The organism is Aeromicrobium sp., assembly GCF_036676885.1.
Classification (GTDB): Bacteria; Actinomycetota; Actinomycetes; order Propionibacteriales; family Nocardioidaceae; genus Aeromicrobium.
This window is the reverse complement of the sequence record NZ_JAKFCB010000189.1, coordinates 25,210-47,392: the sequence shown is the minus strand read 5'-3', so window position 1 is coordinate 47,392 and position 22,183 is coordinate 25,210. Positions and strand designations below refer to the sequence as shown.

At 69.1% G+C, this 22,183-nt stretch carries 22 protein-coding genes and 2 tRNA genes; 5 read left to right on the top strand and 19 right to left on the bottom strand.

Features of this window, described 5'->3' with window-relative positions; translation table 11 throughout:
* From rpmG to V6M46_RS09135, 6 genes are all read right to left on the bottom strand, one after another.
* Positions 1 to 141 (bottom strand): 50S ribosomal protein L33 (rpmG, locus tag V6M46_RS09160; protein ID WP_332664006.1); only part of this gene is annotated, 141 nt, incomplete at its 3' end.
* Positions 142 to 196: 55 nt separating this feature from the next.
* A tRNA-Met gene (locus V6M46_RS09155) sits at positions 197 to 273 on the bottom strand.
* Between the two features lie 57 nt (positions 274 to 330).
* Positions 331 to 403: transfer RNA gene (locus tag V6M46_RS09150), tRNA-Thr, on the bottom strand.
* Between the two features lie 61 nt (positions 404 to 464).
* Positions 465 to 1,490 (bottom strand): quinone-dependent dihydroorotate dehydrogenase, encoded by a 1,026-nt coding sequence (locus V6M46_RS09145; protein ID WP_332664004.1) that lies wholly within the window; start codon positions 1,488 to 1,490, stop codon positions 465 to 467.
* A 4-nt stretch (positions 1,491 to 1,494) separates the two neighbouring features.
* Complete coding sequence (locus V6M46_RS09140; protein ID WP_332664002.1) at positions 1,495 to 2,832, bottom strand: sensor histidine kinase; 1,338 nt, start codon at positions 2,830 to 2,832, stop codon at positions 1,495 to 1,497.
* Positions 2,829 to 3,512 carry a response regulator transcription factor gene (locus V6M46_RS09135; protein ID WP_332663999.1) on the bottom strand — a complete coding sequence of 228 codons (684 nt, stop codon included), beginning with the start codon at positions 3,510 to 3,512 and terminating at the stop codon, positions 2,829 to 2,831. The genes V6M46_RS09140 and V6M46_RS09135 overlap by 4 nt, the downstream gene beginning before the upstream one ends.
* Before the next feature lie 152 nt (positions 3,513 to 3,664).
* Here V6M46_RS09135 and V6M46_RS09130 point away from each other — a divergent pair, with 152 nt between their 5' ends.
* Positions 3,665 to 4,210 (top strand): hypothetical protein, encoded by a 546-nt coding sequence (locus V6M46_RS09130; RefSeq protein WP_332663997.1) that lies wholly within the window; start codon positions 3,665 to 3,667, stop codon positions 4,208 to 4,210.
* A 43-nt stretch (positions 4,211 to 4,253) separates the two neighbouring features.
* On the top strand, positions 4,254 to 4,376 hold the full coding sequence (locus tag V6M46_RS09125; protein ID WP_332663994.1) for a hypothetical protein: 123 nt from the start codon (positions 4,254 to 4,256) through the stop codon (positions 4,374 to 4,376).
* On the opposite strand, the gene V6M46_RS09120 is transcribed toward V6M46_RS09125, so the two are convergent.
* Positions 4,363 to 6,120 carry a sensor histidine kinase gene (locus tag V6M46_RS09120; protein WP_332663992.1) on the bottom strand — a complete coding sequence of 586 codons (1,758 nt, stop codon included), beginning with the start codon at positions 6,118 to 6,120 and terminating at the stop codon, positions 4,363 to 4,365. The genes V6M46_RS09125 and V6M46_RS09120 overlap by 14 nt on opposite strands.
* Positions 6,117 to 6,767 carry a response regulator transcription factor gene (locus V6M46_RS09115; protein WP_332663989.1) on the bottom strand — a complete coding sequence of 217 codons (651 nt, stop codon included), beginning with the start codon at positions 6,765 to 6,767 and terminating at the stop codon, positions 6,117 to 6,119. The genes V6M46_RS09120 and V6M46_RS09115 overlap by 4 nt, the downstream gene beginning before the upstream one ends.
* Before the next feature lie 152 nt (positions 6,768 to 6,919).
* On the opposite strand from V6M46_RS09115, the gene V6M46_RS09110 reads away from it, so the two are divergent.
* Positions 6,920 to 7,291, top strand: a complete 372-nt coding sequence (locus V6M46_RS09110) for a hypothetical protein (RefSeq protein WP_332663987.1) — start codon at positions 6,920 to 6,922, stop codon at positions 7,289 to 7,291.
* A gap of 9 nt (positions 7,292 to 7,300) precedes the next feature.
* Positions 7,301 to 7,591: a hypothetical protein gene (locus V6M46_RS09105; RefSeq protein ID WP_332663985.1), complete on the top strand. Its 291-nt coding sequence runs from the start codon at positions 7,301 to 7,303 to the stop codon at positions 7,589 to 7,591.
* Between the two features lie 50 nt (positions 7,592 to 7,641).
* Here the strand turns inward: V6M46_RS09105 and V6M46_RS09100 are convergent, their stop codons facing one another.
* The 8 genes from V6M46_RS09100 to ppk2 all read right to left on the bottom strand — a co-directional run bounded on the left by V6M46_RS09100 (position 7,642) and on the right by ppk2 (position 14,967).
* Positions 7,642 to 8,346 carry a GAF and ANTAR domain-containing protein gene (locus V6M46_RS09100; RefSeq protein WP_332663983.1) on the bottom strand — a complete coding sequence of 235 codons (705 nt, stop codon included), beginning with the start codon at positions 8,344 to 8,346 and terminating at the stop codon, positions 7,642 to 7,644.
* A gap of 140 nt (positions 8,347 to 8,486) precedes the next feature.
* Positions 8,487 to 9,272 (bottom strand): DUF1295 domain-containing protein, encoded by a 786-nt coding sequence (locus tag V6M46_RS09095; protein WP_332663981.1) that lies wholly within the window; start codon positions 9,270 to 9,272, stop codon positions 8,487 to 8,489.
* Positions 9,269 to 10,531: a class I SAM-dependent methyltransferase gene (locus V6M46_RS09090; protein WP_332663978.1), complete on the bottom strand. Its 1,263-nt coding sequence runs from the start codon at positions 10,529 to 10,531 to the stop codon at positions 9,269 to 9,271. The genes V6M46_RS09095 and V6M46_RS09090 overlap by 4 nt, the downstream gene beginning before the upstream one ends.
* The gene (locus V6M46_RS09085; RefSeq protein WP_332663976.1) at positions 10,528 to 11,262 is read right to left on the bottom strand and encodes a DUF1365 domain-containing protein; all 735 of its coding nucleotides are present in this window, start codon (positions 11,260 to 11,262) and stop codon (positions 10,528 to 10,530) included. Before V6M46_RS09085 ends, V6M46_RS09090 begins: the two co-directional genes overlap by 4 nt.
* Positions 11,259 to 12,521, bottom strand: a complete 1,263-nt coding sequence (locus V6M46_RS09080) for an NAD(P)/FAD-dependent oxidoreductase (protein WP_332663974.1) — start codon at positions 12,519 to 12,521, stop codon at positions 11,259 to 11,261. Before V6M46_RS09080 ends, V6M46_RS09085 begins: the two co-directional genes overlap by 4 nt.
* 68 nt (positions 12,522 to 12,589) lie before the next feature.
* The gene (locus V6M46_RS09075) at positions 12,590 to 13,291 is read right to left on the bottom strand and encodes an anti-sigma factor (protein ID WP_332663972.1); all 702 of its coding nucleotides are present in this window, start codon (positions 13,289 to 13,291) and stop codon (positions 12,590 to 12,592) included.
* On the bottom strand, positions 13,288 to 13,884 hold the full coding sequence (sigK, locus tag V6M46_RS09070) for an ECF RNA polymerase sigma factor SigK (protein ID WP_332663970.1): 597 nt from the start codon (positions 13,882 to 13,884) through the stop codon (positions 13,288 to 13,290). Before sigK ends, V6M46_RS09075 begins: the two co-directional genes overlap by 4 nt.
* 177 nt (positions 13,885 to 14,061) lie before the next feature.
* Entirely contained in the window at positions 14,062 to 14,967 is a 906-nt protein-coding gene (gene ppk2 / locus V6M46_RS09065) for a polyphosphate kinase 2 (protein ID WP_332663967.1), read from the bottom strand.
* 92 nt (positions 14,968 to 15,059) lie between these two features.
* On the opposite strand from ppk2, the gene V6M46_RS09060 reads away from it, so the two are divergent.
* Positions 15,060 to 15,629, top strand: coding sequence for a 4'-phosphopantetheinyl transferase superfamily protein (locus V6M46_RS09060; protein WP_332663966.1), 570 nt, complete (start codon positions 15,060 to 15,062; stop codon positions 15,627 to 15,629).
* On the opposite strand, the gene V6M46_RS09055 is transcribed toward V6M46_RS09060, so the two are convergent.
* The 3 genes from V6M46_RS09055 to V6M46_RS09045 all read right to left on the bottom strand — a co-directional run bounded on the left by V6M46_RS09055 (position 15,601) and on the right by V6M46_RS09045 (position 22,175).
* Positions 15,601 to 16,920 (bottom strand): M1 family metallopeptidase, encoded by a 1,320-nt coding sequence (locus V6M46_RS09055; RefSeq protein ID WP_332663964.1) that lies wholly within the window; start codon positions 16,918 to 16,920, stop codon positions 15,601 to 15,603. The two genes, V6M46_RS09060 and V6M46_RS09055, sit on opposite strands and share 29 nt — an antisense overlap.
* Complete coding sequence (locus V6M46_RS09050) at positions 16,917 to 20,744, bottom strand: Pls/PosA family non-ribosomal peptide synthetase (RefSeq protein ID WP_332663961.1); 3,828 nt, start codon at positions 20,742 to 20,744, stop codon at positions 16,917 to 16,919. Before V6M46_RS09050 ends, V6M46_RS09055 begins: the two co-directional genes overlap by 4 nt.
* 138 nt (positions 20,745 to 20,882) lie before the next feature.
* On the bottom strand, positions 20,883 to 22,175 hold the full coding sequence (locus tag V6M46_RS09045) for a DUF6716 putative glycosyltransferase (RefSeq protein WP_332663958.1): 1,293 nt from the start codon (positions 22,173 to 22,175) through the stop codon (positions 20,883 to 20,885).
* Positions 22,176 to 22,183 lie beyond the last annotated feature (8 nt).

Below are 22,183 nucleotides of genomic sequence, written 5' to 3'. Positions count from 1 at the left end.
CTTGCAGCGCGGGCAGAACTTCTTGAGGTCGAGACGATCGGGGTCGTTGCGACGGTTCTTCTTGGTGATGTAGTTGCGTTCCTTGCACTCGGTGCAGGCCAAGGTGATCTTGGGACGAACGTCTGAGCTCTTGCTGGCCACGAGGGTGCCTCTTCTTGATCGGTGATGCTGAAGGTCGTACGTATGCAAGTCGTTCTGGTAGCTGGGGCGGGACTCGAACCCGCGACCCCACGATTATGAGTCGTGTGCTCTGACCACCTGAGCTACCCAGCCGTAAAACGGTCATGAGTTGCCCCATGTCCGAAGGACCCAAATGTGATCCGAGTCCAGAGCCCCTTTACGGAATCGAACCGTAGACCTTTTCCTTACCATGGAAACGCTCTGCCGACTGAGCTAAAGGGGCAAGCCGACAGCCAAAGATACAGGGTGATCGGCCCCGGGAGGAAATCGGGGCCGGGACTGCCTCAGGTTGCAGCGGCAGCGAGTCGCGACGGCCACCTCGGACCCTCGTAGATGAAGGCCGTGTAGCCCTGGACGAGGTCGGCTCCGGCGGCCAGTCGCGCACGTACGTCGTCGGGTGTCGTGACTCCTCCGACCGAGATGATCGCGAGCCTGTCGCCCACTCGGGCCCGAAGACGTACGAGGACCTCCGTGGCCCGTTCGGCCAGGATCGGCCCGGAGAGGCCGCCCGCTCCGGCGGCCTCGATGACGTCTCGGGGGGTCTTGAGCGACGCGGGCCTGGCGATCGTCGTGTTGGTCGCGCTGATCCCGGCGAGCCCCAGCTCGAGAGCCAGGTCGGCGACGGCGTCGACGTCGGCGTCGGCGAGGTCGGGCGCGATCTTGACCAGCAGCGGCACCGGCCCGGCCGGCACGCGATCGGCGACCTCCTTGACGGCGCGGAGCAGCGGCCGCAGCTCGTCGACCGCCTGCAGGTCACGCAGGCCGGGGGTGTTGGGCGAGGAGACGTTGACGACGAGGTAGCTCGCGTACGGGGCCAGCAACCGGGCGCTCTCGACGTAGTCGGCGACGGCGTGCTCGGGCTCGACGACCTTGGTCTTGCCGATGTTGACGCCGATGACGGCCGCCCGGCCGGCCTTGGTGCCGCGGAGTCGATGGAGCCGCGAGGCCACCTCGGCGGCGCCGTCGTTGTTGAAGCCCATGCGGTTGATGATCGCCCGGTCGTCGACGAGCCGGAACAGGCGTGGTCGCGGGTTGCCGGGCTGGGCCCGTGCCGTGACGGTGCCGATCTCGACGTGGCCGAAGCCGAGGGCCAGCAGACCCGGAACCGCCTTGGCGTTCTTGTCGAAGCCGGCCGCCAGCCCGAATGCGTGGGGGAACTCGACGCCCATCACCGTGCGCGGGGCGTGGGTCTGGGGGAACACCAGTCGGGTGCCGAACCGGCCCGCGCGGATCGCGGCGAAGCCACGCTCGTGGGCCTTCTCGGGATCCATCGAGCGGAAGACGGCGTCGAAGAAGGCGCGATAGACCACGCCGTCAGCGTATCGGCACGACGACCGCGAACACCGCGCCCCGGTCGGCACCGTTGCGCACCTCGAGCCGCATGCCCATGCGTGTCGCCAGCCGGTGCGCGATCGACAGGCCGAGCCCGGTGCCGACGGACCGCACGTCGCGATATCGCGCGTGCAGCACCCCACGCTCGAACGCCTCGTCCAGATCGGCGGGCGCGAGACCGGGCCCGGAGTCCTCGACCTCGATCACGACGTCCGTCGCCGTGCTCACGCTCCGCAGGACGACGACCCCACCCGTCGGGGTTGCCCTGACGGCGTTCTCGACGAGCCCGTCGAGAAGCTGGCGCAGGCGCATCGGATCGGCGTACACCCTGGCCGGGCCCGCCTCGGCCCGCAACGACACGCCTTCGCGCTCGCACGTGGCCTGCCAGGCCTGCCCCAGGTCGCTCAACAGGCTCGCGGACGACACCTCCTGCGGCTCGATCGTGAAGTCATCGGCCTCGAGCCGCGCGAGCGCCAGCAGGTCGCTCACGAACCGGTCGAGCCGCGCGGTCTCCGCGACCAGCGTCTCGCCGGTTGCCCGTACGTCTTCCGGCTCGATCGCTCCGTCGGCCATCGCCTCGGCGTACCCCCGCAGGGCGGTCAGCGGTGTACGGATCTCGTGGGAGACCGACAGCAGGAACTCGCGCTGACGCCCCTCGCTGGTCGTCAGGGCCTCGTCGAGCGACGCCACCGCACGGCCCATGTCGTCGAACTCGCGTACGGACGAGGTGCCGATCGGCACGCCTCGCTCCCCCGCGGCGAGCCGACGGGCCGCTCCTGCGGCGGCGGCGACCGAGCGGGTGAGCGTACGGGACAGGATCAGGCCGAGGGTCCCGGCGGCGGCGAGGCCGAGCAGCAGCGCCAGCAACAGCCGACGACGGAGCGCGTCGGTCGCCTCGTCGACCCCCGCGACCGGTTGCGCGGCGATGGCGGAATAGCCCCGCTTGGTCCTGCGTCCCTCGATCAGGATCGTCTCGCCGCCAACCGTGGAGGTCGCGGACAGGGTTCCGGTGTCCAGCAGCTCGGTGACCTGCGCATCGGTCAGGAGGTCGCCGGCCGCACCGGTGACGTTGCCGCCGCGTCGCACGATCCCGTAGCGCCGGTCGTCGCGACCCAGCACCTTCTGCTCCTGGGCGATGAGCCTGGCCGCGGCCGCCGGCTTCGCCGCGAGGCTGTCGACGGAGCGTACGAGCTCCTCGCGCGCCTGGTCCCTCGCCACGCCTTTGACCACCGGCACGGTCAGGACGAGGGCGACCAGCGCCACGACGACACCACCGGCCAGTGTCACGAGCAGGATGCGACGTGCCAACGAGGTCGTCACGGCCGCACCGCCGAGTAGCCGACGCCACGGTGCGTACGGATCGGCGACTCGTCACCGAGCTTGGCGCGCAGCTGGGCGATGTGGACGTCGACCGTCCGGCTCTGCCCGTACGCCGCGGCGCCCCAGACCGTCGACAGCAGCTGCTCGCGGCTGAACACGATGCCGGGACGGCGCATCAGCGCGGCCAGGAGGTCGAACTCGGTCGCGGTGAGATCGACGCTGCGTCCGTCGACCGTCACCTCCCGCGTGCCGGGCTCGAGGCGTACGCGGCCAAGGTCGAGCGAGGACGCGTCGACGCTCCCGGAGCTGCGGCGCAGGACCGCGCCGACCCGCGAGACCAGCTCACGGGGCGAGAACGGCTTCGTGACGTAGTCGTCCGCGCCCAGCTCCAGGCCGAGCACACGGTCGACCTCGTCGTCACGCGCCGTCACGAAGATCACCGGCGTCCAGTCGTCCTGCGCGCGCATCCTCCGGCACACCTCCACGCCGTCGAGGTCGGGCAGCCCGACGTCCAGCAGGACGAGCGCCGGCCGGAGGGTCGTGACCTGGGTGAGTCCCCGGGACCCGTCGTGCTCGACGTGCACGCCGTAGCCGGCCCGCGAGAGGTAGAGGCGCAGGACGTCCGCGATCGAGCGGTCGTCCTCGACGACGAGGACCAAGCCCTTTCCCGCAGTGCTCACGGATACATGAAACAGGACATGCGGCCTCGGCAGGCGGTTCCGCGGATGATCCTTACGATCCTCGAACATTGGCTTGACGATCCCCTTGCCTGGCGGGCGAAAGGTGAGGATCGTCGGGAACGGCCCGACCATGACCGTGAAGGAATGGACTGATGACCACTTCCAGCTTGAAGACCGTTGTCGGCCGCAGGCTCTGGCTCACCGGACTCGTGTTCGCGATCGCCGCCGCACTCGTGTCGGCGCTCTGGCTCTCGTCGTCCTCGGAGCCGGCCACTGCGACGGTCGAGCAGACCGCGACGACGTTGGAGACCGAGCTCGGCCAGGAGCCGGCGAGCCTCGAGGCCAACGCCGAGGCGAAGGAGGATCGCCGCGCGTTCCACGAAGACATGAAGGCGGCCCGTCAGCTCAAGGGGCAGGCCCGAGCCGATGCCGTCAAGAAGGTCGCGGCAGACGCCAAGGCCGGGAAGTACGGCGACAAGATCGAGAAGCGCTTCGATCGCCGAGCTGCCCACCGGGAGGCGGTGTTCGCACTGCTGCCGGACGAGCTGCAGTCGGACCTCACGAAGCTGCGGGCCATGGAACCCGGCGACGAGCGCAAGGCGTTCCGCGACGAGATCCGGCAGAAGGCGCTGGACGGCGGGTACGGCGACAAGGTCCAGGAGGCCGCCGAGAAGCTGCAGGACTTCTGGCGGGACTGACCACGGCCCACCGGCCCGGCCCTTCCCTCAGGGCCGGGCCGGCGTGGTCGCCGACGGTCTGACGCTGGTCGACCTCTACGACCGCATCGGCGCGCTCGAGCGGCGTCTCGCCGAGGCCGAACGGCAGCTCGGCGCCCTCCTGAGCAGCGGCGTCAGAGCGGGATGACCGCGTCGACCCGGCCGCCGTCGCGGCGCGCCGACGCGACCACGCTGCCGCCGACCTGCTCGGCCCGCTCCCGCATGGACGAGAGTCCGACACCGGGCTTCCACTGCTTCGTCGACACTCCGTCGTCTCGGACCGAGACATGCAGCAACCCTTCGTCCGCGGAGATGCTGACCTCGACCTTGGTCGCCGCGGCATGCCGGGCCACGTTCGTGAGGGACTCCACGACGATCCGGTAGGCCGCGACCTCCGCCGCCGCCGAGAGGTCGGGGAGCGTCTCCGGGGTGTCGATCGTGACCTCCAACGGCTTGCCCTCGGCCGCGTGCAGGCTGGCCGCATGCTGTCGCACGGCACCCACGAGGCCGAGCTCGTCGAGGGTCGCCGGGCGCAGACCCTCGACCAGGCGACGAACCTCGGAGATCGCGCCCGCGGTGTCGTCGCGGAGGCGTGCCAGCAACGCGTCGGCCGCCTCCGTGTCCGTCGAGAGGTGGTTGCGAGCCGCGTCGGCTGAGAACGCGACACCCGTCAGCGTCGGCCCCAGTCCGTCGTGGAGGTCACGCCGCAACCTGCGGCGCTCGTCCTCGATCGCGGCGATCGCGGCGCCGCGGGACTCCTGCAGGTCGCGGGCCAGCGCTGTCGCTCGCAATGTCTGCGCCAGCAGCGGCGCGACGATCCGCAGCACGTGCTCGTCGTCGGCTGAGAGCATCAGCTCCCCCGCCCTCAGGCCGACGACCACCTCGCCGACCGCGTCGTCACCGAGCCGGAGCGGAAGCGTACGCGTGTGGGTGACCTCGGTGCCCGAGGTCGCGAGCGTCTGTCCCTCCGCCCGCAGCGAGGCGTACGGCAGGACGAGCGCCTCGCGAATGGCTCGCAGCGCCAGGACCGGGTCGTCCCCGATGCGGTCGACGACCCGGGTTGCCGCCTGCAGCGGATCGGGCCGGTCGCCGAACAGCAGCTGGTCGACGACCCCGCGCAGCATGACCATGAGGGGGTGGAAGCCGAAGGCGAGGACCGCGCCCACCACGCCGAGCGCTCCGGGTGACGGGTCGGGCGCGCCGGTCCAGTCGAGCACCGAGACGAAGCCCGCGAACACCGAGACGTACGCGATGACCGCCACGAAGCCGACGACTCCCCAGACGATCAGGCCACGGACGTCCACCACGTCCGGGCGGAGCACGCCGACCACCATCGCCGGCGCGATCACCCCGCACATCAAGGCGACGACCGACGATGGCGCGTTGCCGGTCGTTCCTTCGGCGGAGAACATCAGCAGGCCGCCGACCAGGCCGACCGTCCCGGCGGTCACCGCGAACCACTGGAGTGGCACCCGTGACTCATCGTCTGCCGTCTCCAGGCGCCACCACACATGCATGATGACCACGAGCCCGATGACAACTCCCATTGCTTCAGCCGTGTGCGACTCGCGTGGCGCCGCGACCGCGATGACCCCGGCCGCCGCGAACGTCGTCACGGCCAGGAAGTCGACGGGCTTGCGCCAGCTCCAGCGCGGATAGGCGGCGACCGCGAGCGGGAAGGCCAGCATCGTCGATCCGATGCGCAACGCCGACTCGACATCGGGTGCCTGGTCGCGGGCATGCAGCACCAGGGCACCCAGGGCGGTGAGCGCGACAACCACGAGCAGCGCCCCGCACACCGATGCCCGGCGGACATACATCAGCACCACTCCGCTGACGCCGGTGACGATGGCGAATGCCGCGATGCTCGCGCCGAGGAACCACTCGCTCATCTCGGCCTGCCGAGTCCCTCGTCGCGAGCCCGTACGATTGCGGCCGACCGGTCGGACACCGCGAGCTTCGCGAAGATCGACGAGATGTGGTTGGCGACGGTCTTGGGCGCGAGCGCGAGCTCCTCGGCGATGGCGTGGTTGCGCTTGCCGGCGGCGACCAGGTCGAGCACCTCTCGTTCGCGGTCGGTCAGGTCGGGGAAGGGTACTTCCGGCGCCACCCTCGGCTGGCTGAAGTGGCCGAGGACGCGCGCCGCGACTCCCGGTCCGAAGATCGCCTCCCCGGCCACCACCGCCCGGATCGCCCGGTCTATCTCAGCCTGTTGCGCACCCTTGAGCAGATAGCCGCGGGCGCCGGCCTGCATCGCCGCGAAGACGGTGTCGTCGTCGTCGAACATCGTGAGGACGAGGACCATGGCTTCCGGTACGGCTGCGTGGATTCGACGGGTGGCTTCGAGGCCGTCGATGCCCGGCATGCGGATGTCCATGAGCACCACGTCAGGACGCTGCAGCTGCGTCTCGCGGACGGCCCCCTCACCGTCGACCGCCTCCCCGACGACCTCGTAGCCGTCGATCGACTCGAGCAGCGCGCGCAACCCACCGCGTACGACGGGGTGGTCGTCGGCCAGCACGACGCGAATGCGATCCATTCCCACATGATGCCGAGAAACCAGGGCAAAAGACCCGGGAACCTGCACCTAGGCAGGCCGGGAAAAACTCCGGACAATGAGGAACCGGCACACATCTTGGGGTACGCGCGCCGCGCCACCGTGGAATCACCTTCCACGACAAGGAGCTCATCATGATCCTCACCACCAAGAACAAGGTCGGTCTCGCGCTGGCCGGGCTGCTCGGGCTCTCCGACCTGCCCAGCTTCCTCGTCAGCACACCCGACGGCGAGACCGGCCCTCCGCAGGGCATCCTCATCCTCAGCTCGATCTGCGGGCTGATCACGGTCATCGCGGTGATCATCGCCTGGCGGTCGGCGAGTGGGGCGGCCATCCGCGTCGCCGCAGGAGCCCGCATCGTCTCGATGCTGTCAGCGTTGCCGGCGTTCTTCGTCGACGTCCCGGCGGCCATCAAGGTCCTCGTGACGGTGTTCGTCATCCTCACGCTCACCTCGCTCGTGCTGATGTTCTCGCCGGCACGACGCTCGACCACCGTGATGGATTGAGGCGTCGTCATGATCGCCGTCGTCACGGTCCTCCTGGCGTTCCCGCTGGGGTTCTTCCTCCGGTCGCACCTTGCCGCCAACACGGCGTACGCCATCGCCTACCTCTGGGCGTTCGTCTATCAGTCCGTCTACCTGCTGCTCGACGCCGTGAACGGCAACCGGGAGGCCTTCGATCCCCAGGACTTCCCACTCAGCTACGGACTCGTCGCCGGCGCCATCTTCGGGGTCGGCTTCGGGCTGGTGGCGTTGGGGCACCGCGTCGGCAACCGTCGCGGCTCACGGGCGGTGTCGCCGGCCTGACCTCCTGATCACGCGCGCCCGGTTCCCATGCGGAGCCAGGCCGGGCGTGGTCATTCCCCGGCGATGGCCTCGACGCACTCGGGCAGTTGGCGCGTCGCCACGATCTCCTTGACGATCTCGCCGATCCGGCGGTTGGACTCCTGGGAGTATCGGCGCAACACCGAGAACGCGTGGTCGGCGTCCAGGTCGAACCGCTCCATGAGGATCCCCTGCGCCTGGCCGATCATCGTCCGGGTGTCGAGCGCCTGGAGCAGAGTCTCTTCGCTCCTGGCGTTGGCCAGCGCGATGGCACTGTGGCCGGCGAACATCCGCGCCATGTCGACGTCGTCCGGGGTGAAGGCCATGGGGGATCTGCCGTAGAGGTTGAGGGCACCGATGCGCTGACCACGGCCGTGGACCTCGGCCGAGATGATGCTGTGGAAACCCAGCTCAGCAGCCGCCGGGCCCCACCGTGGCCACCTCGGGTCGTCGCCCAGGGACTCCGAATGCAGGCTGCGGATCTCGACGGCGGCGTCGACGCAGGGGCCTTCCCTCAGCTCGTACTGCAGCTGATCGGCTCGGACAACCTGCGGGTGGGTCGCCCCGACCGTCTCGAACCGGCGACCGCCGGCCTGGATCAACGTGATGCCGCCGAACGCGGTGCCGGTGGACCGTACGGCGAATCCCACGACGTGCTCGACCGCGTCGCCCATGGTCGTGGACTCGGCCAGCGCGGAGACCAGCTCGATCATGGTCTTCTCGTCGAGGGACGTCACCATCTGAACCCCAGGTGTTCGGCGGGCGGCGCGCCGTTGCCGGACGCACGCAGCCCGATCCTACTCCCGATCCGCGCAGTGACAGGCTGACGACCTGAGACTTCCTCGCGAAGCGGCCTCCTGTCGTGGGCGCACGCCACTCAACGGCGGGGCGGCAGCGGGAAGAAGCCCGAGGTGCGCTCCATGTAGGCGCGATAGCCGGGCCGCTCGGCCATGTGGCGTTCGAGGATGCGCTTCCCCGAGCCGAAGACGAGCAGGTAGACCATCAGGGCCGGCGATAAGACCGTCAGCACGCCGGGCCAGTGCTCGGCAGCAACCAGGAAGATGCCGACCCAGACGCAGGCGTCACCGAAGTAGTTGGGGTGACGCGTGAATCGCCACAGCCCCGAATCCATGACCGGCCCGTGGTCGGGGTCCGCCTTGAACGCCGCCAGCTGATGGTCGCCGACCGCCTCGAAGGCGATGCCGACCAGCCACACGACGGCGCCGACGTACGCCAGCACGCCCATCGGCTCTGCAATGAGGGACCCGACGACCACGGGCATCGCGACGATGAACGCGATCACGCCCTGCAGGACGTACACGGACAGGATCGTGCCCAGCTCACCGCGGCCCTCCAGCAGCTTGGCGTAGCGAGGATCCTCCCCGTGCCCGCTGCTCCTGCGGGCCATGTGCAGCGCGAGCCGGGTCCCCCAGATGACGGTCAGCGCCAGGAGCAGCCAGCGGCGCCCGGCGTCGCCATGGCCGGCCGACCCGGCGAAGCTCGCCACGGCGGCGCAGGCGAACAGCAGGCCCCATGCGGTGTCGATGACGTTGTGGCGGTGGATCCGCTTGGCGACGGCGTACGTGACGACGAGTGTCCCCGCCATCCCCGCCGCGCTCCAGGCGAGCGAGTCCACCAGCGCGTTGACCGGAAGGTCGCTCATGACGCGCCTCCCGGCTTGCGCATGACGATCTGCGCGACGTCGAGATAGCCCGACCTGAAGCCGGCCTCTGAGTAGGCGAGATACAGCGACCACATCCGCCGGAACACCTCGTCGAAGCCAAGTGCGTCCACCCGCTCGGCGTGCGACTCGAAGGTGTCGCGCCAGCGCCGCAGTGTCTCGGCGTAGTCCGGCCCGAACATCAACGTCGACTCGGTGCGGAGTCCGGCACGTGTCGCGCTCTCGTCGATCGCCCTGGTGGACGGGATCTGCCCGCCCGGGAAGATGTACTTCAGGATCCAGGTGTACGTCCGGGCGCTGGCGAGCATCCGCTCGTGCCCCATCGTGATCGACTGCAGCCCTAACCGGCCGCCGGGCGACAGCAGGTGCTCGACCCGGGCGAAGTACTCGTCCCACTGGTCAGAACCGATGGCCTCGATCATCTCCACGCTGACGACGCAGTCGTACGTGCCGGCGACGTCGCGGTAGTCCAGCTCCTGCACGTCGACTCGGTCGGCGAGGCCTGCCTCGGAGATCCGGATGCGGGCGAGGGCTGCCTGTTCGCCGGACAGCGTCACGGTCGTCACCCGGGCACCTCGGGCAGCAGCCCTGAGGGACAGCTCGCCCCAGCCCGTCCCGATCTCCAGGACCGTGGACCCGGGCTTGACGCCGGTCACGTCGAGCAGGCGATCGACCTTGCGCTGCTGGGCCCGCTGCAGGTCCTGGCCGCCCAGCGGCGAACCGGCTTCGAACAGCGCGGAGGAATAGCTCATCGTCGGGTCGAGGAACGTGGCGAACAGGTCGTTGGACAGGTCGTAGTGCCGCTGGATGTTGCGACGCGCGCCGGCTGCCGTGTTGGCGTCGGTCCGCGGACGTCGAGGCATCGCCACCGACCTGAACCGCTGCAACGGCGCCGGGACGAGAGTCGACATCCGGGCGGCCAGGACCGTGAGCACGCCGGCCAGGTCGTCGCTGGACCAGTCTCCCGCCATGTACGACTCACCGAAGCCGATCAGACCGTTGCTGCCGAGGCGGTCGTAGAACGCCCGTGGGTGGTGCAGGTGCAGCGTCGGGTCGTCCGGACCACCTCCGCCCAGGCGGCGCCGGTCGGGACCGAGCACCGTGATGGGTACGCCCGCCAGCATGCGTTTCACGACCCTCGCGGCGATCGCGGCCCGCATCGGTCGACGAGGTGGGGTGGCGACATCAGGCCAACGGGAGGCGTCGATCGTGGTGGAACGCGCGGCTGAGGTGACGGTCATCGTGGACTCCGGATCGGGTCGGCGGGTTTGCGGTCTGTGCGCGGCACCGGGCGCAGGCCCTTGAGGAAGAGCCGGATGCCGTGGAAACGGATCATCAGGCTGACGGTCCGCGTCGCCCAAGGGGTTCGCAGCGCGGAGGACAACCGCGCGTCGGCGCGGCGGACACCGCGCATCGTCGCGACGAACGGCGACCGGCCGGGCCGCTGCAGCGTCACGGTCACCGCGAGCCGCTCGCCGGGCGCCGGCACGGTCAGCTCGTAGTGCCCGTCGACGCCGTGGAACGGTGACACGTAGAACGTCTTGTCGACCGTCGCTCGCCCGTCGTGGGCGGGTTCGAGCAGGTAGCAGCGCCGCCCGCCGTACGTGTTGCGGACCTCGGCCACGACGTGGGTCAGGGTCCCGTCCGGGTCGTGGCAGTAGAACAGACTGAGCGGGTTGAACACGTGGCCCAGCACACGCGGACTGGCGAGCATGCGGATGACCGCAGGCGGCTCGACGCCCCTTGAGCGGAGCCAGTCGTCGACGTTCTCGCGGATCGACCGCGAAGCGTCACCCAGGTGGTCACCGGCGTCGAACGAGCACAGGCTGCGCAGGCCCCGGGGCATCTGCGGCACGTCGTCGAGGTCGACCAGCCAGGTCCGGCCACGGTTCGTGAACGCGTACGACACGACGTCACTCCGGCTGTGCCCGATCGTGACGTCGTAGCTCGCGAGTGCCTCGCGGCGGCTCACCAGTCAGCTCCCAGACTCGCGGCCGCGACGACCCCCGAGCGGCAGCCGTCCTCGTGGAAGCCCCACCCGTGGTAGGCCCCCGCGAACGCGATGACGCCGTCGTTGAGTGCCGGCAGGTTCGCCCGGGTCGCGACCGAGCCGGGCGTGAACATCGGATGCTCGTAGACCATCTGGGCGATCAGGTGTGCCCGATCCACCGACTCGTCCCCGTTCAGCGTGACGAGGTAGCGCGACTCGCTCGGGAGGCGCTGCAGACGGGTCATGTCGTACGTGACGTGGACCTCGGTGCCGGCCGCGTCGCAGGCCGGCATCTGGTAGTTCCACGCGGCACGAGCCCGCGACGCCGGCGGCAGGACGGAGGCATCGGTGTGCAACGACGCGCGGTTCTTCGAGTACGTCCAGGCGCCCAGGGTGGCGGCCTCGGCCGCCGTCGGCTCGGCGAGCATCGCGAGTGCCTGGTCCGGATGCGTCGCGATGACGACGGCGTCGAAGTCGGCCACCTGATCGTCCGCGTCGATGATCCGGACGCCGTGCGCGGTACGGCTGACGGACGTCACGGGCGTCAGGAGGTTGACCGCCGAGAGCCGCTTGCCGACCTTGTCGACATAGCTCGCCGATCCGCCCTTCACCGTGCGCCAGGGGTGCGACCCGCGTACGGACAACATGCCGTGGTTGGCCAGGAACTGGAACAGGTAGCGCGCCGGGTAGGCGCCCGCCTCGGCCGGCGCGCAGGACCACACGCAGGCGACCATCGGCACGACGAAGTGTGAGCGGAAGTACCGGCTGAAGCGGCCCTCGGCCAGGAACTCGTCGAGCGTCATCTCGCCGGCCCCGGTGTCGGCCAGGTGCTGTCGAGCACGGCGGTGGAAGCGCACGACCTCGCTCAGGAGGTAGAGATAGCGAGGATTCGTCGCGTTGCGCATCGTGGGGAACAGGCCGCTGAGGCGCCGCGCGCCGGCGTACTGCAACCCACACCCGTCGCAACGGATCGACATGCTCATCTCCGACTCCTGCGTCTCGACGCCGAGCTCGTCGAACAGCCGGGTCAGGAAGGGATAGGTGCGCCGGTTGTGCACGATGAACCCGCTGTCGACGCGGAGCGATCGTCCATCCGGGTCGAGGAGCTCGTGCGTGTGCGCGTGGCCACCGAGCCGGCCGTCCGCCTCGTACAACGTGACGTCGGCAACCCGTTGGAGGAGATAGCCGGCCGTCAGCCCTGCCACTCCACTTCCGATGACGGCGATCTGTCGTCTGCGCATGCTGCAACTCCCTGGTCCGAACGATCGGTTCTACCCGGGGATTCGGAGCCAGTGGTCCGGCGGATTGGTCAGATCGGGACGTCGACGATCGGCGCGGTCGTCGGCTTCTTGGATCCGCCGTCCGGCTCGACCGTGACCGCCAGCTGGTCGGCCTCGGCGAGATCCTTCATGACCATCGCACCGGATCGCGAGAACGTGCCCTGGGACTCCGCGTCAGCGCTCCTGACGAGCCAGACCTGGTAGACCTTGTCGTCCTCGAGGGCCGGCAGCCCGTCGGCCACCACCACCGCGGCATCGCGGCTCTTGGAGGTGACCAACCGGATCGTGCCGCCACCCGGAAGAGCCTGCGATGCGGTTGCCGCATCAGCCGCACCCAGGACCGACGTCATCGCGACGTTCTGCTGACGCTGCTCGTCGGCCCGGTCACGCTCGACCAGATAGCCGCCTGCTCCGGCCGCCGCCAGCACGAGGGCGGCCGCGGCAACGAGCTGTGGAAGCCTGCGCCGCAGCCCGCCGCGCTGGCTCATCGCCGTGACGAGAGGGCGCTCCTGCGGCACGGATCCGATCGCCGACACCAGCCGCTGGCGCAGACCCGCCGGAGGCTCGTGACTCTGCGCCTCGGCGAGCCGGGTCGCGGTGGCCTGGAGGCCGCCGAGCTCGGCCCGGCAGTCGGGGCAGTGCTCGAGATGCGCCTCGAACTGGCTGCGCTCATCGGCGTCGAGCGCGTCCAGGACGTACGGAGCGAGAAGGGAATGCAGGTCTGTGGTCATGCCGGAACTCCCATGCAGTCGCGCAGACGGACCAGACCGTCCCGGATGCGGGTCTTGATCGTTGCCGGGTTGGTGTCGAGGACCTGGGCGACCTCGGCGTACGTGTGACCGTTGTAGTAGGCCAGGTTGACGGCCTCGCGCTGGAGCTCGGTGAGCCCGTCCAGGCACCGGCGCACCTGCTCGTGCTCGAGCGTCGTGCTCACCGTCTCCTCGACCTCGTCGAAGTCGGGACCGTTGGACCAGTCGTAGCGGTTCTCGCGGTTGGTCGCCGCCTGGTCGTGCCGGACGGCGTCGACCGCCCGGCGGTGGGCGAGCGTCAAGACCCAGCCCTTGGCACTGCCACGCGCGGGATCAAAGCGCGCCGCCGACTGCCAGACCTGGATGAACGCCTCCTGGGCGATCTCCTCGGCCCGTGCCGGATCACGTACGACCCGGCGAGCGAGTCCGTAGACCGACGCGCCGAGCAGGTCGTACAGGGCGGCGAAGGCCCGCTCGTCCCCACGACCCACACGACTCAGTAGCTGCTCGACACCCGCCGCGGGCTCGTCCGTGGCGGAGTCGGCAAGTCGTAGATGCGCGGCCGCACGTGTCACAAGGCTCTCCGATCGAATGGGCTTCCTGCCAGTCATTCGAAGCTGCCTCCATCACGGATGGGTGGCGCTGACCATCAGCTGCGTCGGCGCCTCTGGGCAGCATAGTTCGGGTGGGCAGCGCCGGCGCGGCGGCGACGGCACTGCGACCTCCACCCGACCACGTGCTGTCCAGGGCGGTCAGTCGGTGGCGTCCCGGAACAGCTCCGCCGCAGGCCCCACGATCAAGGGATCAGGCCGGGCGACCAGCCCGTGATCCTTGTTGTCATAGTCGAACTGCGCCAGCACATGCCGCATGGATTCGACGCGGGCCCGCTTCTTGTCGTTGCTCTTGACGACAGTCCACGGAGCCACAGCCGTGTCCGTGCGAGCGAACATCGTCTCCTTGGCGCGGGTGTACGCATCCCACTTGTCGAGGGACTGCAGGTCCATCGGGGACAGCTTCCACTGCCGGACCGGGTCCACCTGCCGAATCGCGAAACGGGTCCGTTGCTCGGAGGCGGACACGGAGAACCAGAACTTGATGAGGTGCAGACCATCGCTGACCAGCATCTTCTCAAAGGTCGGCGCCTGCCGGATGAACTCGTCGTACTGGTCGTCCGAGCAGAACCCCATCACGCGTTCGACGCCAGCGCGGTTGTACCAGGATCGGTCGAACAGCACCATCTCGCCCGCCGCCGGGAGGTGCTGCACGTAGCGCTGGAAGTACCACTGCGTGGACTCCCGCTCGCTGGGCTTCTCGAGTGCGACGACTCTCGCGCCTCGCGGGTTGAGGTGCTCGGTGAACCGCTTGATGGTGCCGCCCTTGCCTGCGGCGTCGCGGCCCTCGAACACGATGACGAGCCGCCCACCTGTGCTCTTGATCCAGTTCTGGAGCTTCAGCAGCTCGATCTGCAGGAGGCGCTTCTGCATCTCGTACTCGTTGACGTCCATCCGGGCCGGGTACGGATATCCCTCCCGCCAGGTGTCAATGGGTTGTCCGCTGTGATCGAGCAGGACGGGGTCGTCGTCCTCCATGTCGATCACGGAGTAGTCACCGAGACGGTCGATGTCGAGGCCTGCGGAAGTCTCGAAGTCAGTGCTCATGCCAGCAAGCTAGGGATCGTCGACGTCGGTCCGGTGGATGTCCAGCGACGACGCGATGAACAGCGCTCGGTTCCCCGTGATAGACCGATCACGTGGCCACGGACGCGAGCAGAGGGAATCGCGGACGCCTCGTGGTCGGCTGGGCGACATCTGCGGCGGCGAACGACGAGCTGGCCCGAATGGCCGCGTCATTCGCCGATGCCGACTGCGACGACGTACGCATCGTGCGAGCTTGCCGATCCTGCGGAAGCGACCAGCACGGCAAGCCGTACGTCCTCGGTCTCGAGTCACGCACACCAATCCACGTGAGCCTGTCCCGGGCCGGCCAGCTCGCCGTGCTCGCGGTGTCCGACGCAGGCCCGGTCGGGATCGACGTCGAGGCCCGACAGGTCCCGGGACGTTCACCTGACGTGGCGACCTGGGTGCGCAAGGAGTCGATCGTCAAGGCCACAGGTCACGGGTTGATGGTCGATCCCGATCTGATCGACGTGACCCCGCCCGGCTCAGCACCGGCACTCCTCGCCTGGCCCGCCGAGGCGCCGCTCGACGCACCCGCGTGGATGTTCGACGTGAAGAGTCCTGAGGGGTACGTCGCCGCAGCGACAGTACTGTCGAGCATTCAGCCCGAACTTGTCATGATCCGGTCAGCGCCGGGAGGCTGACCTCCCGAAGCCAGACATCGAACAACCCACCCACCGAATCCCCGCACAGCTCACCGGTCAACGCGATGAAGTCATCGGTCGTCACCGATCCGTGAGCATGCCGATCGGTCCAGGCGCGCAGCACCTCGAAGAACCGGTCATCGCCGACACTCGTGCGGAGGGCGTGCAGCAGGAGCGCGCCGCGCTTGTAGACGCGGTCGTCGAACATCAGATCAGGGCCGGGATCACCCAGCAGGAAGTCCTGCGCGAGACCGTTCAGACGGTCCCAGTGGAATCGGGCATGATGCTCGGCAGACGGACGGCCGGACCCCTCGGACCACAGCCACTCGGCATAGCAGGCGAAGCCTTCGTGCAACCAGATGTCGCGCCAATGGGTGAGGGTCACGCTGTTGCCGAACCACTGGTGGGCGAGCTCGTGAGCAACGAGCCGCTCGCTGTCCCAGTCCTCAGTGGCAAAGTTCGAGCCGAAGACCGCGAGTCCTTGCGCCTCCAGCGGGATGTCGAGCTCGTCCTCGGTGATCACGGCGGTGTAGGTCGCGAACGGATAGGGCCCGAAAAGCCGGACGAAGGTGCTCATCATCTCGTCCTGGCGGGAGAACGGCCCACCGCTGGCTGCCTTCTTCCCGGCGGGGTGGACCGTGCGAATCGGCACGCCGCTGCCTGATTCGACCACGTCGTAGCGGCCGATCTGGACCGTCGCGAGGTACGTCGCCATCGGCGACTCCTCGACGTGTCGCCAGGTCGTGCCCCCCGCGCGACGACGCCTGCTCTCCAGGACGCCGTTGGCCACCACGAAATAGTTGGACGGCGCCGTGATCTCGATGGCATAGGTCGCCTTGTTGGACGGCCGGTCGTTGCACGGGAACCAGGACGGCGCCCCGTGCGGCTGCGACGCCACGATCACGCCGTCGGCGAGCTCCTCCCAGCCTGCGTCCCCGTCGAGCCCTGGCATGGGTTGGGGTGATCCGGCGTACGAGACCACGACGGTGAATGTGCTTCCGGCTGCAACGCGGCCCCTCGGCCGGACGACGAGCTTGTGGTTGCGCTGCGTGTACTTGGCCACCGCTGATCCGTCGACACTGACCTTCGACACCCGCAGGCGGTAGAGGTCCAGCTCGATCTGATCGAGATCGTCAAGGGCGGTGGCCCTGATCGTGGCCCGACCGGAGAGCCGGTTCGACTCGATGCTGTAGTCGAGCTGGAGATCGTAGTGAGCAACGTCGAACGAGGGGTCACCGTGGGTCGGGACGTAGCGGTCGTCCTCCACACCGGCGGAGAGTGCCGGCGTCACCGGGAGGCCACGATGGTGTCGTCGTCGGCCCACGGCGCGATCGGGTTGCCGATCCAGCGAGTCTTCTTCGGCACGGACTCGCCACGCATCACCAGCGACACCGGACCGATCGAGGCATGCGCGCCGATCGTAGCGGCGGGGAGGATCACGCTGTGGGGTCCGAGCGTTGATCCTGGTTCGAGCGAGACCGTGTCCATGCTGAGTATCCGATCATGGAACAGGTGCGTCTGCACCACGCAGCCCCGGTTGACGGTGCTTCCGGCACCGAGGTTGATGAGGTCCGCTTCGGGAAGCCAGTAGGTCTCGCACCACACGCCGCGGCCGACACGAGCGCCGAGCGACCGCAGCCAGAGGTTGAGGATGGGCGTTCCCGATGCCGTGCGCGCCAACCACGGTGCCCCGAGCACCTCGACGAACGTGTCGGCAAGCTCGTTTCGCCAGACGAAGCTGCTCCACAGCGGATGCTCGCCAGCCCGCAGCTTGCCGACCAGGATCCACTTGGCACCGGCGGCCACGATGGCGGCCGAGGCACCGGCGGCGATCAACACCGCGCCCGACAACGCTGCCGCGATCGCCCAACCCTCACCAGCGAGCCGCTCCAGCCCGAACATGACGCAGAGCCCGAGCAGTCCGCCCACGATCAGCGGAAGGATGCGGGCCAGCTCGACCATCGCCCGCGCGGCGCGCAGTCGGCGCGGGGGAGCATGTGTCCTGGTGTCGTCGGTCTTCTCGGACGATCGCCGGAGCTTCTGTGGCGGGCTGCCGAGCCAGGAAGTGCCGGCCTTTGCCTCTGCGCGACGCGGCGCGGCAGACAGCACCGCGACCAGGCCGCCCTTGGGCACCTTCCGTCCCGGCGCGGTCATGCCCGAGTTGCCGACAAATGCCCGACGCCCGATCTTGACCTGCTCGATCCGAAGCCATCCGCCGCCGAGCTCATACATGCCCAGCATGGTGTCGTCGGCGAGGAAGGCGCCGTCGTTGACGGAGGTCAGCGCGGGCAACATCAGGACGGTGGAGGCTTCCACACCCTCGCCGATCCGGGCGCCGAGTGCTCGCAGCCAGGCCGGTGTCAAGGTGCTGGAGTAGAGCGGAAAGAGCCACGTGCGCGCCTCGTCCATCAGCCGGACGACTGACCAGGCCTGCCACCCCCTGAAGCTGTGCACCGGATAGGTGCCACTGGACAGACCGATCGACTGAAGGCGCACCGAAGCCAGCACGAGCAGGGCGAGTACGGCGAACCCGATCAGCACGCCCATGGGGGCCGCAATCGACGTGCGAAGCACAGCTTCGCCGAGGTCGTCGGCCGAACGTACGAATGGTGCGACGGCAAGCGCGGCCGCACTCAGCGCGAGTACGGGCAGCAGTGCAATGCCGGCGGCCACGGCGGCGTACGCGACGGTCCATCGCCGCCGACGCGGCGCTCGCGTGCTGGTGAGAGGACCACGAGCGGGTCCATTGCGGCGAGCCGGCGCACCCGACCAGTACTCCCCCGCTGGGACGCTGCCGAAGACGGCCGAACCCGGGCCGATCTCCGCTCCCGCCCCGACGTGTGACCCGGGGCCAAGCAGGCTTCGCACCCCGATCCGGGCATCCGCCCCGATCGTGATCGTGCCGACGTGCACCGTGTCGCCGTCAAGCCAATGGCCGCCGAGATCGACCTCGGGCTCGATCGATGCGCCGCTGCCGATGTCGAGCATTCCGGTGATGGGCGGCAGCGAGTGCAGGTCCACGTCCGATCCCACCCGCGCGCCGAGCGCCCGTGCATACATCGTCAGGAGCGCTGCGCCCGACAGGGATCCCGCGCGCAGCTCATCGGCGAGATGCTCAGCGAGCCACAGGCGGAGGTGGACCCCGCCGCCGCGCGGATGCGTACCAGGCGTCACACCACGCAATAGGAGACGCGCACCCAACGCTGCCAGAAGCATTCGTCCTGGTGGAGCGATCAGCAGGAGCCAGCCGACGACGATCCATCCCCATGAGACTTGCGGCAGCCAGGACCAGCCGAGCATCGCGTCAGCGACGTGGTTGCCGGTCGCCACCCAGGTCAGCCACCGCAGACCGCTCAAGGTCCGCAGGGGGATCGTCAGCGCGATCTGAGCTGCCTGGGTCAACGCGCGCACCGGTCGTACCGGGTTGTTCTGCCTCGAGCGCGCAGTCGACATGGCATCGAGGACCGCCGCGAGACCCGCAACGGACGGATTCTCGTACACGTCAGCAACCGTGACTTCGGGGAATTTCTCCCGCAACCGCCCCACCAGCTGGGCGGCACTGAGGCTTCCCCCGCCGAGGACGAAGAAGTCGTCGGCCGGGCTCGTCACGACCGCTCCGAGCAGGTCGAGCCAGATGGACTTGAGCCACGCGCTCGTGCCCTCGAAGTGGCTCTCGTCCCCGGACGCATCGATCCCCGGCAGTGGCCAGGGCAGGGAGTCGCGGTCGATCTTGCCCGAGGTTCGGGTGGGCATGGTGTCGAGGCGGGCGAGGCGGGGGACGAGCGCCTCGGGCATCTGACCGCGCAGCACGGTCAATGCGCCGGCCAGGTCGAAACCGGGCTCGGTCGCCACGTAACCGACGAGGATGCGGTTGCCCGCCTCGGTGGTACGGATCGCCGCAGCCGCGGCCGCGACCCCGGGAAGCCCGAGCAGGGCGCTGTCGATCTCGCCGAGCTCGATGCGCCGACCGCCGATCTTGACCTGCTCGTCTGCGCGGCCGACGAAGATCAGGCCCTCCTCGTCGTACGTGACCAGGTCGCCACTGCGGTAGGCGCGATCCCATCCGAGGCTCGGCATCGGCGCGTACTTCTCGGCGTCCTTGGCCGGGTCGAGGTAGCGGGCGAGCCCAACTCCGCCGATGATCAGCTCCCCTGCCTCTCCGGGTCGAACATGCTGTCCGGCGGCGTCGACGACAGCGAGGTCCCATCCGGCAAGCGGCAGCCCGATGCGTACGGGGGTGCCCGCCTCGAGGGGCGCGGCGCAGGCAACCACTGTTGCCTCAGTAGGGCCGTACGTGTTCCACAGCTCGCGGCCGGGAGCAGAGAGCCGATCACCGATCTCGGGCGGGCAGGCCTCACCGCCGACGATCAGCAGGCGTACGTCGTCGAGCACCCCGGGCGGCCACAGCGCGACGAGGGTCGGGACCGTCGACACCACCGTGATGCTGTTGGCCACCATCCACGGTCCGAGATCGCTCCCGCTCTTCACGAGGGACCGCGGGGCAGGAACGAGGCACGCTCCGTGCCGCCAGGCCAGCCACATCTCCTCGCACGACGCGTCGAACGCAACGGAGAGCCCGGCCATCACCCGGTCGCCCGGCCCGAGCGGCCGGTCCTGGAGGAACAACGCGGCTTCGGCGTCGACGAATGCGGCAGCAGAGCGATGTGAGACGGCGACACCCTTGGGACTGCCCGTCGATCCCGACGTGAAGATGACCCACGCGTCGTCGCTCGGCTGTGGCTCCTCATCGACCGCGGTGGCGCTCCCGGTTCGACGGGACGTGATCATCAGCTGGTTGCCGACCACCGCCGCGACGTCGGCCTCGGCGAACACTGTGCGGGCTCGTGAGTCGGGATCGTCGACATCGACGGGTACGTACGCAGCGCCGGCCACGAGGATCCCCATGATCGCGACGTACAGCTCGAGCGTGCCGGAATCGACCCGGACCCCTATGCGGTCGCCACGCCCGACACCGCGCTCACGCAGTGCCGACGCGAACGCATCCGATTCCTCACAGAACTCCTGGTACGTGAGGACATTCGAGCCGTTGTCGAGCGCTGCGGCGTCGGGGGTCTCCAGCGCCGTCTGACGCAGGATGTCAACCAGTGTCCTCACCGGCGGGGCCTGCGTCGACCGCCGCAACGCCGACGATTCTCCCGACACGAACGAGCTCAGATCTGACGTCGGCACTGGATCACCTTGGGGCAATGACGTGAACGCCCGGTGAACCGCGATTCGTCCCCGGCGCCGACGTCAGGCCCCGAACCGGCGGACAGCTCGTACGATCTCGCGGCGTCGACGGTTGCCCCACAGGCCAACGGCGAGGACACGTGACTCGATCCGTTCCAGGCGGCTCCCCTCTGCGGACGCGAATGCGAAGTGCCGATACGCCCGCGCACGGGCTCTGGCCACCAGGGTCCGCGGCAATTCGGGGTAAGGCGGGAGCCCATCACGACGCCGGAGCTCGAGCAGAGCCTCGACCCGTGCGAGCCAGCTGTTGTCCGCAGGATCGTGGAAGTAGTTGTCCTCGAGCCACTCGGGATCAGGATGGCGGAAAGCCGCGGCGACCAGGTCGCGCGTGGTCCCGAGCAACCCGGACTCGGTCAGCACGAGATTGATCTGCTCCGCGCCGACTCCGAAGTCCGTCAGGGCGAGACACGGTATGCCCTCGGCGGTCGCCTCGAGCAACGACGTCGAGCTGACCGTGACCAACCCGACCGCCCGCCTCAAGTGGCGCCCCATCGCGCCGCTCTCGACGACGAGATTCTCCGGGACGCGCTCTCCTGAGGCGACGATCCTGGTCAGCAGGTCCTCGTACGAGAAGTGCTCCGCGTGCGTCTGGGGCTCTCCACCACGCGCCCTCACCTTGATCACGACCTCAAGATGCGGATGCGCGCGGGCCGTCTCGATGAGCTGCAGGAGCAGCCAGGTCCGCTCGCGCCGCGAGCCTGGAACCAGCGCTTGCGCCGCGAAGATGATGCGGTCACGCGCGGGTTCGGACTCCGTGGCTTGCCGCATCGAGTCGGTTTCGACCGGTCTGGGCGCCGACGACAGGAACGGCAGCGTCGCCAGCTCGTACGTGTGCCGGATGCCGAGCTGTGCGCTGGCGACCGCGAACTCACGCAGCTCGCGATGGCTGTGCAGGACGAAGACGTCGACGGCGCGGCGAAACCCCAGACCGTACGGGATGACGGGAACCGAGATGCCGGCCAGCCCGCTCACGAGCACGGGCCGGCTCGGAACGTTGGCGATGAGGCCGACCAACGCGTGCACGGCCGGACCCCTTGCGGCAGCGACGACCACATCTGGACGCCAGTTCTCGAGGATGTCTCGCAGATCAGCGAACGCCACCCGGGTGGGCGTGTCGCCCTCGAACCGCGATCCCTCGAGCGCTTCGGCCAGCTGGCGAGGGCTCGGCTCGGCGTTGCTTCGGGCGTAGACAAGCCGTACCGACCAGTCCTTCGGGATCTGGTTGGCCAGGGCCGCACCCCACTTGACGTACGAGTCGGAGTCCGTGAACACCAGCACACGTGGGGTGTCCGTCACCCGGCGGC

What these genes read in the sequence shown, in the direction of transcription:
- V6M46_RS09130 (WP_332663997.1), top strand. Translation starts at nt 3,665, where the DNA reads ATGACCACTTCCAGCTTGAAGACCGTTGTCGGCCGCAGGCTCTGGCTC.
- V6M46_RS09120 (WP_332663992.1), bottom strand. Translation starts at nt 6,120, where the DNA reads ATGAGCGAGTGGTTCCTCGGCGCGAGCATCGCGGCATTCGCCATCGTC.
- V6M46_RS09115 (WP_332663989.1), bottom strand. Translation starts at nt 6,767, where the DNA reads ATGGATCGCATTCGCGTCGTGCTGGCCGACGACCACCCCGTCGTACGC.
- V6M46_RS09110 (WP_332663987.1), top strand. Translation starts at nt 6,920, where the DNA reads ATGATCCTCACCACCAAGAACAAGGTCGGTCTCGCGCTGGCCGGGCTG.
- V6M46_RS09105 (WP_332663985.1), top strand. Translation starts at nt 7,301, where the DNA reads ATGATCGCCGTCGTCACGGTCCTCCTGGCGTTCCCGCTGGGGTTCTTC.
- V6M46_RS09095 (WP_332663981.1), bottom strand. Translation starts at nt 9,272, where the DNA reads ATGAGCGACCTTCCGGTCAACGCGCTGGTGGACTCGCTCGCCTGGAGC.
- V6M46_RS09090 (WP_332663978.1), bottom strand. Translation starts at nt 10,531, where the DNA reads ATGACCGTCACCTCAGCCGCGCGTTCCACCACGATCGACGCCTCCCGT.
- V6M46_RS09080 (WP_332663974.1), bottom strand. Translation starts at nt 12,521, where the DNA reads ATGCGCAGACGACAGATCGCCGTCATCGGAAGTGGAGTGGCAGGGCTG.
- V6M46_RS09075 (WP_332663972.1), bottom strand. Translation starts at nt 13,291, where the DNA reads ATGACCACAGACCTGCATTCCCTTCTCGCTCCGTACGTCCTGGACGCG.
- ppk2 (WP_332663967.1), bottom strand. Translation starts at nt 14,967, where the DNA reads ATGAGCACTGACTTCGAGACTTCCGCAGGCCTCGACATCGACCGTCTC.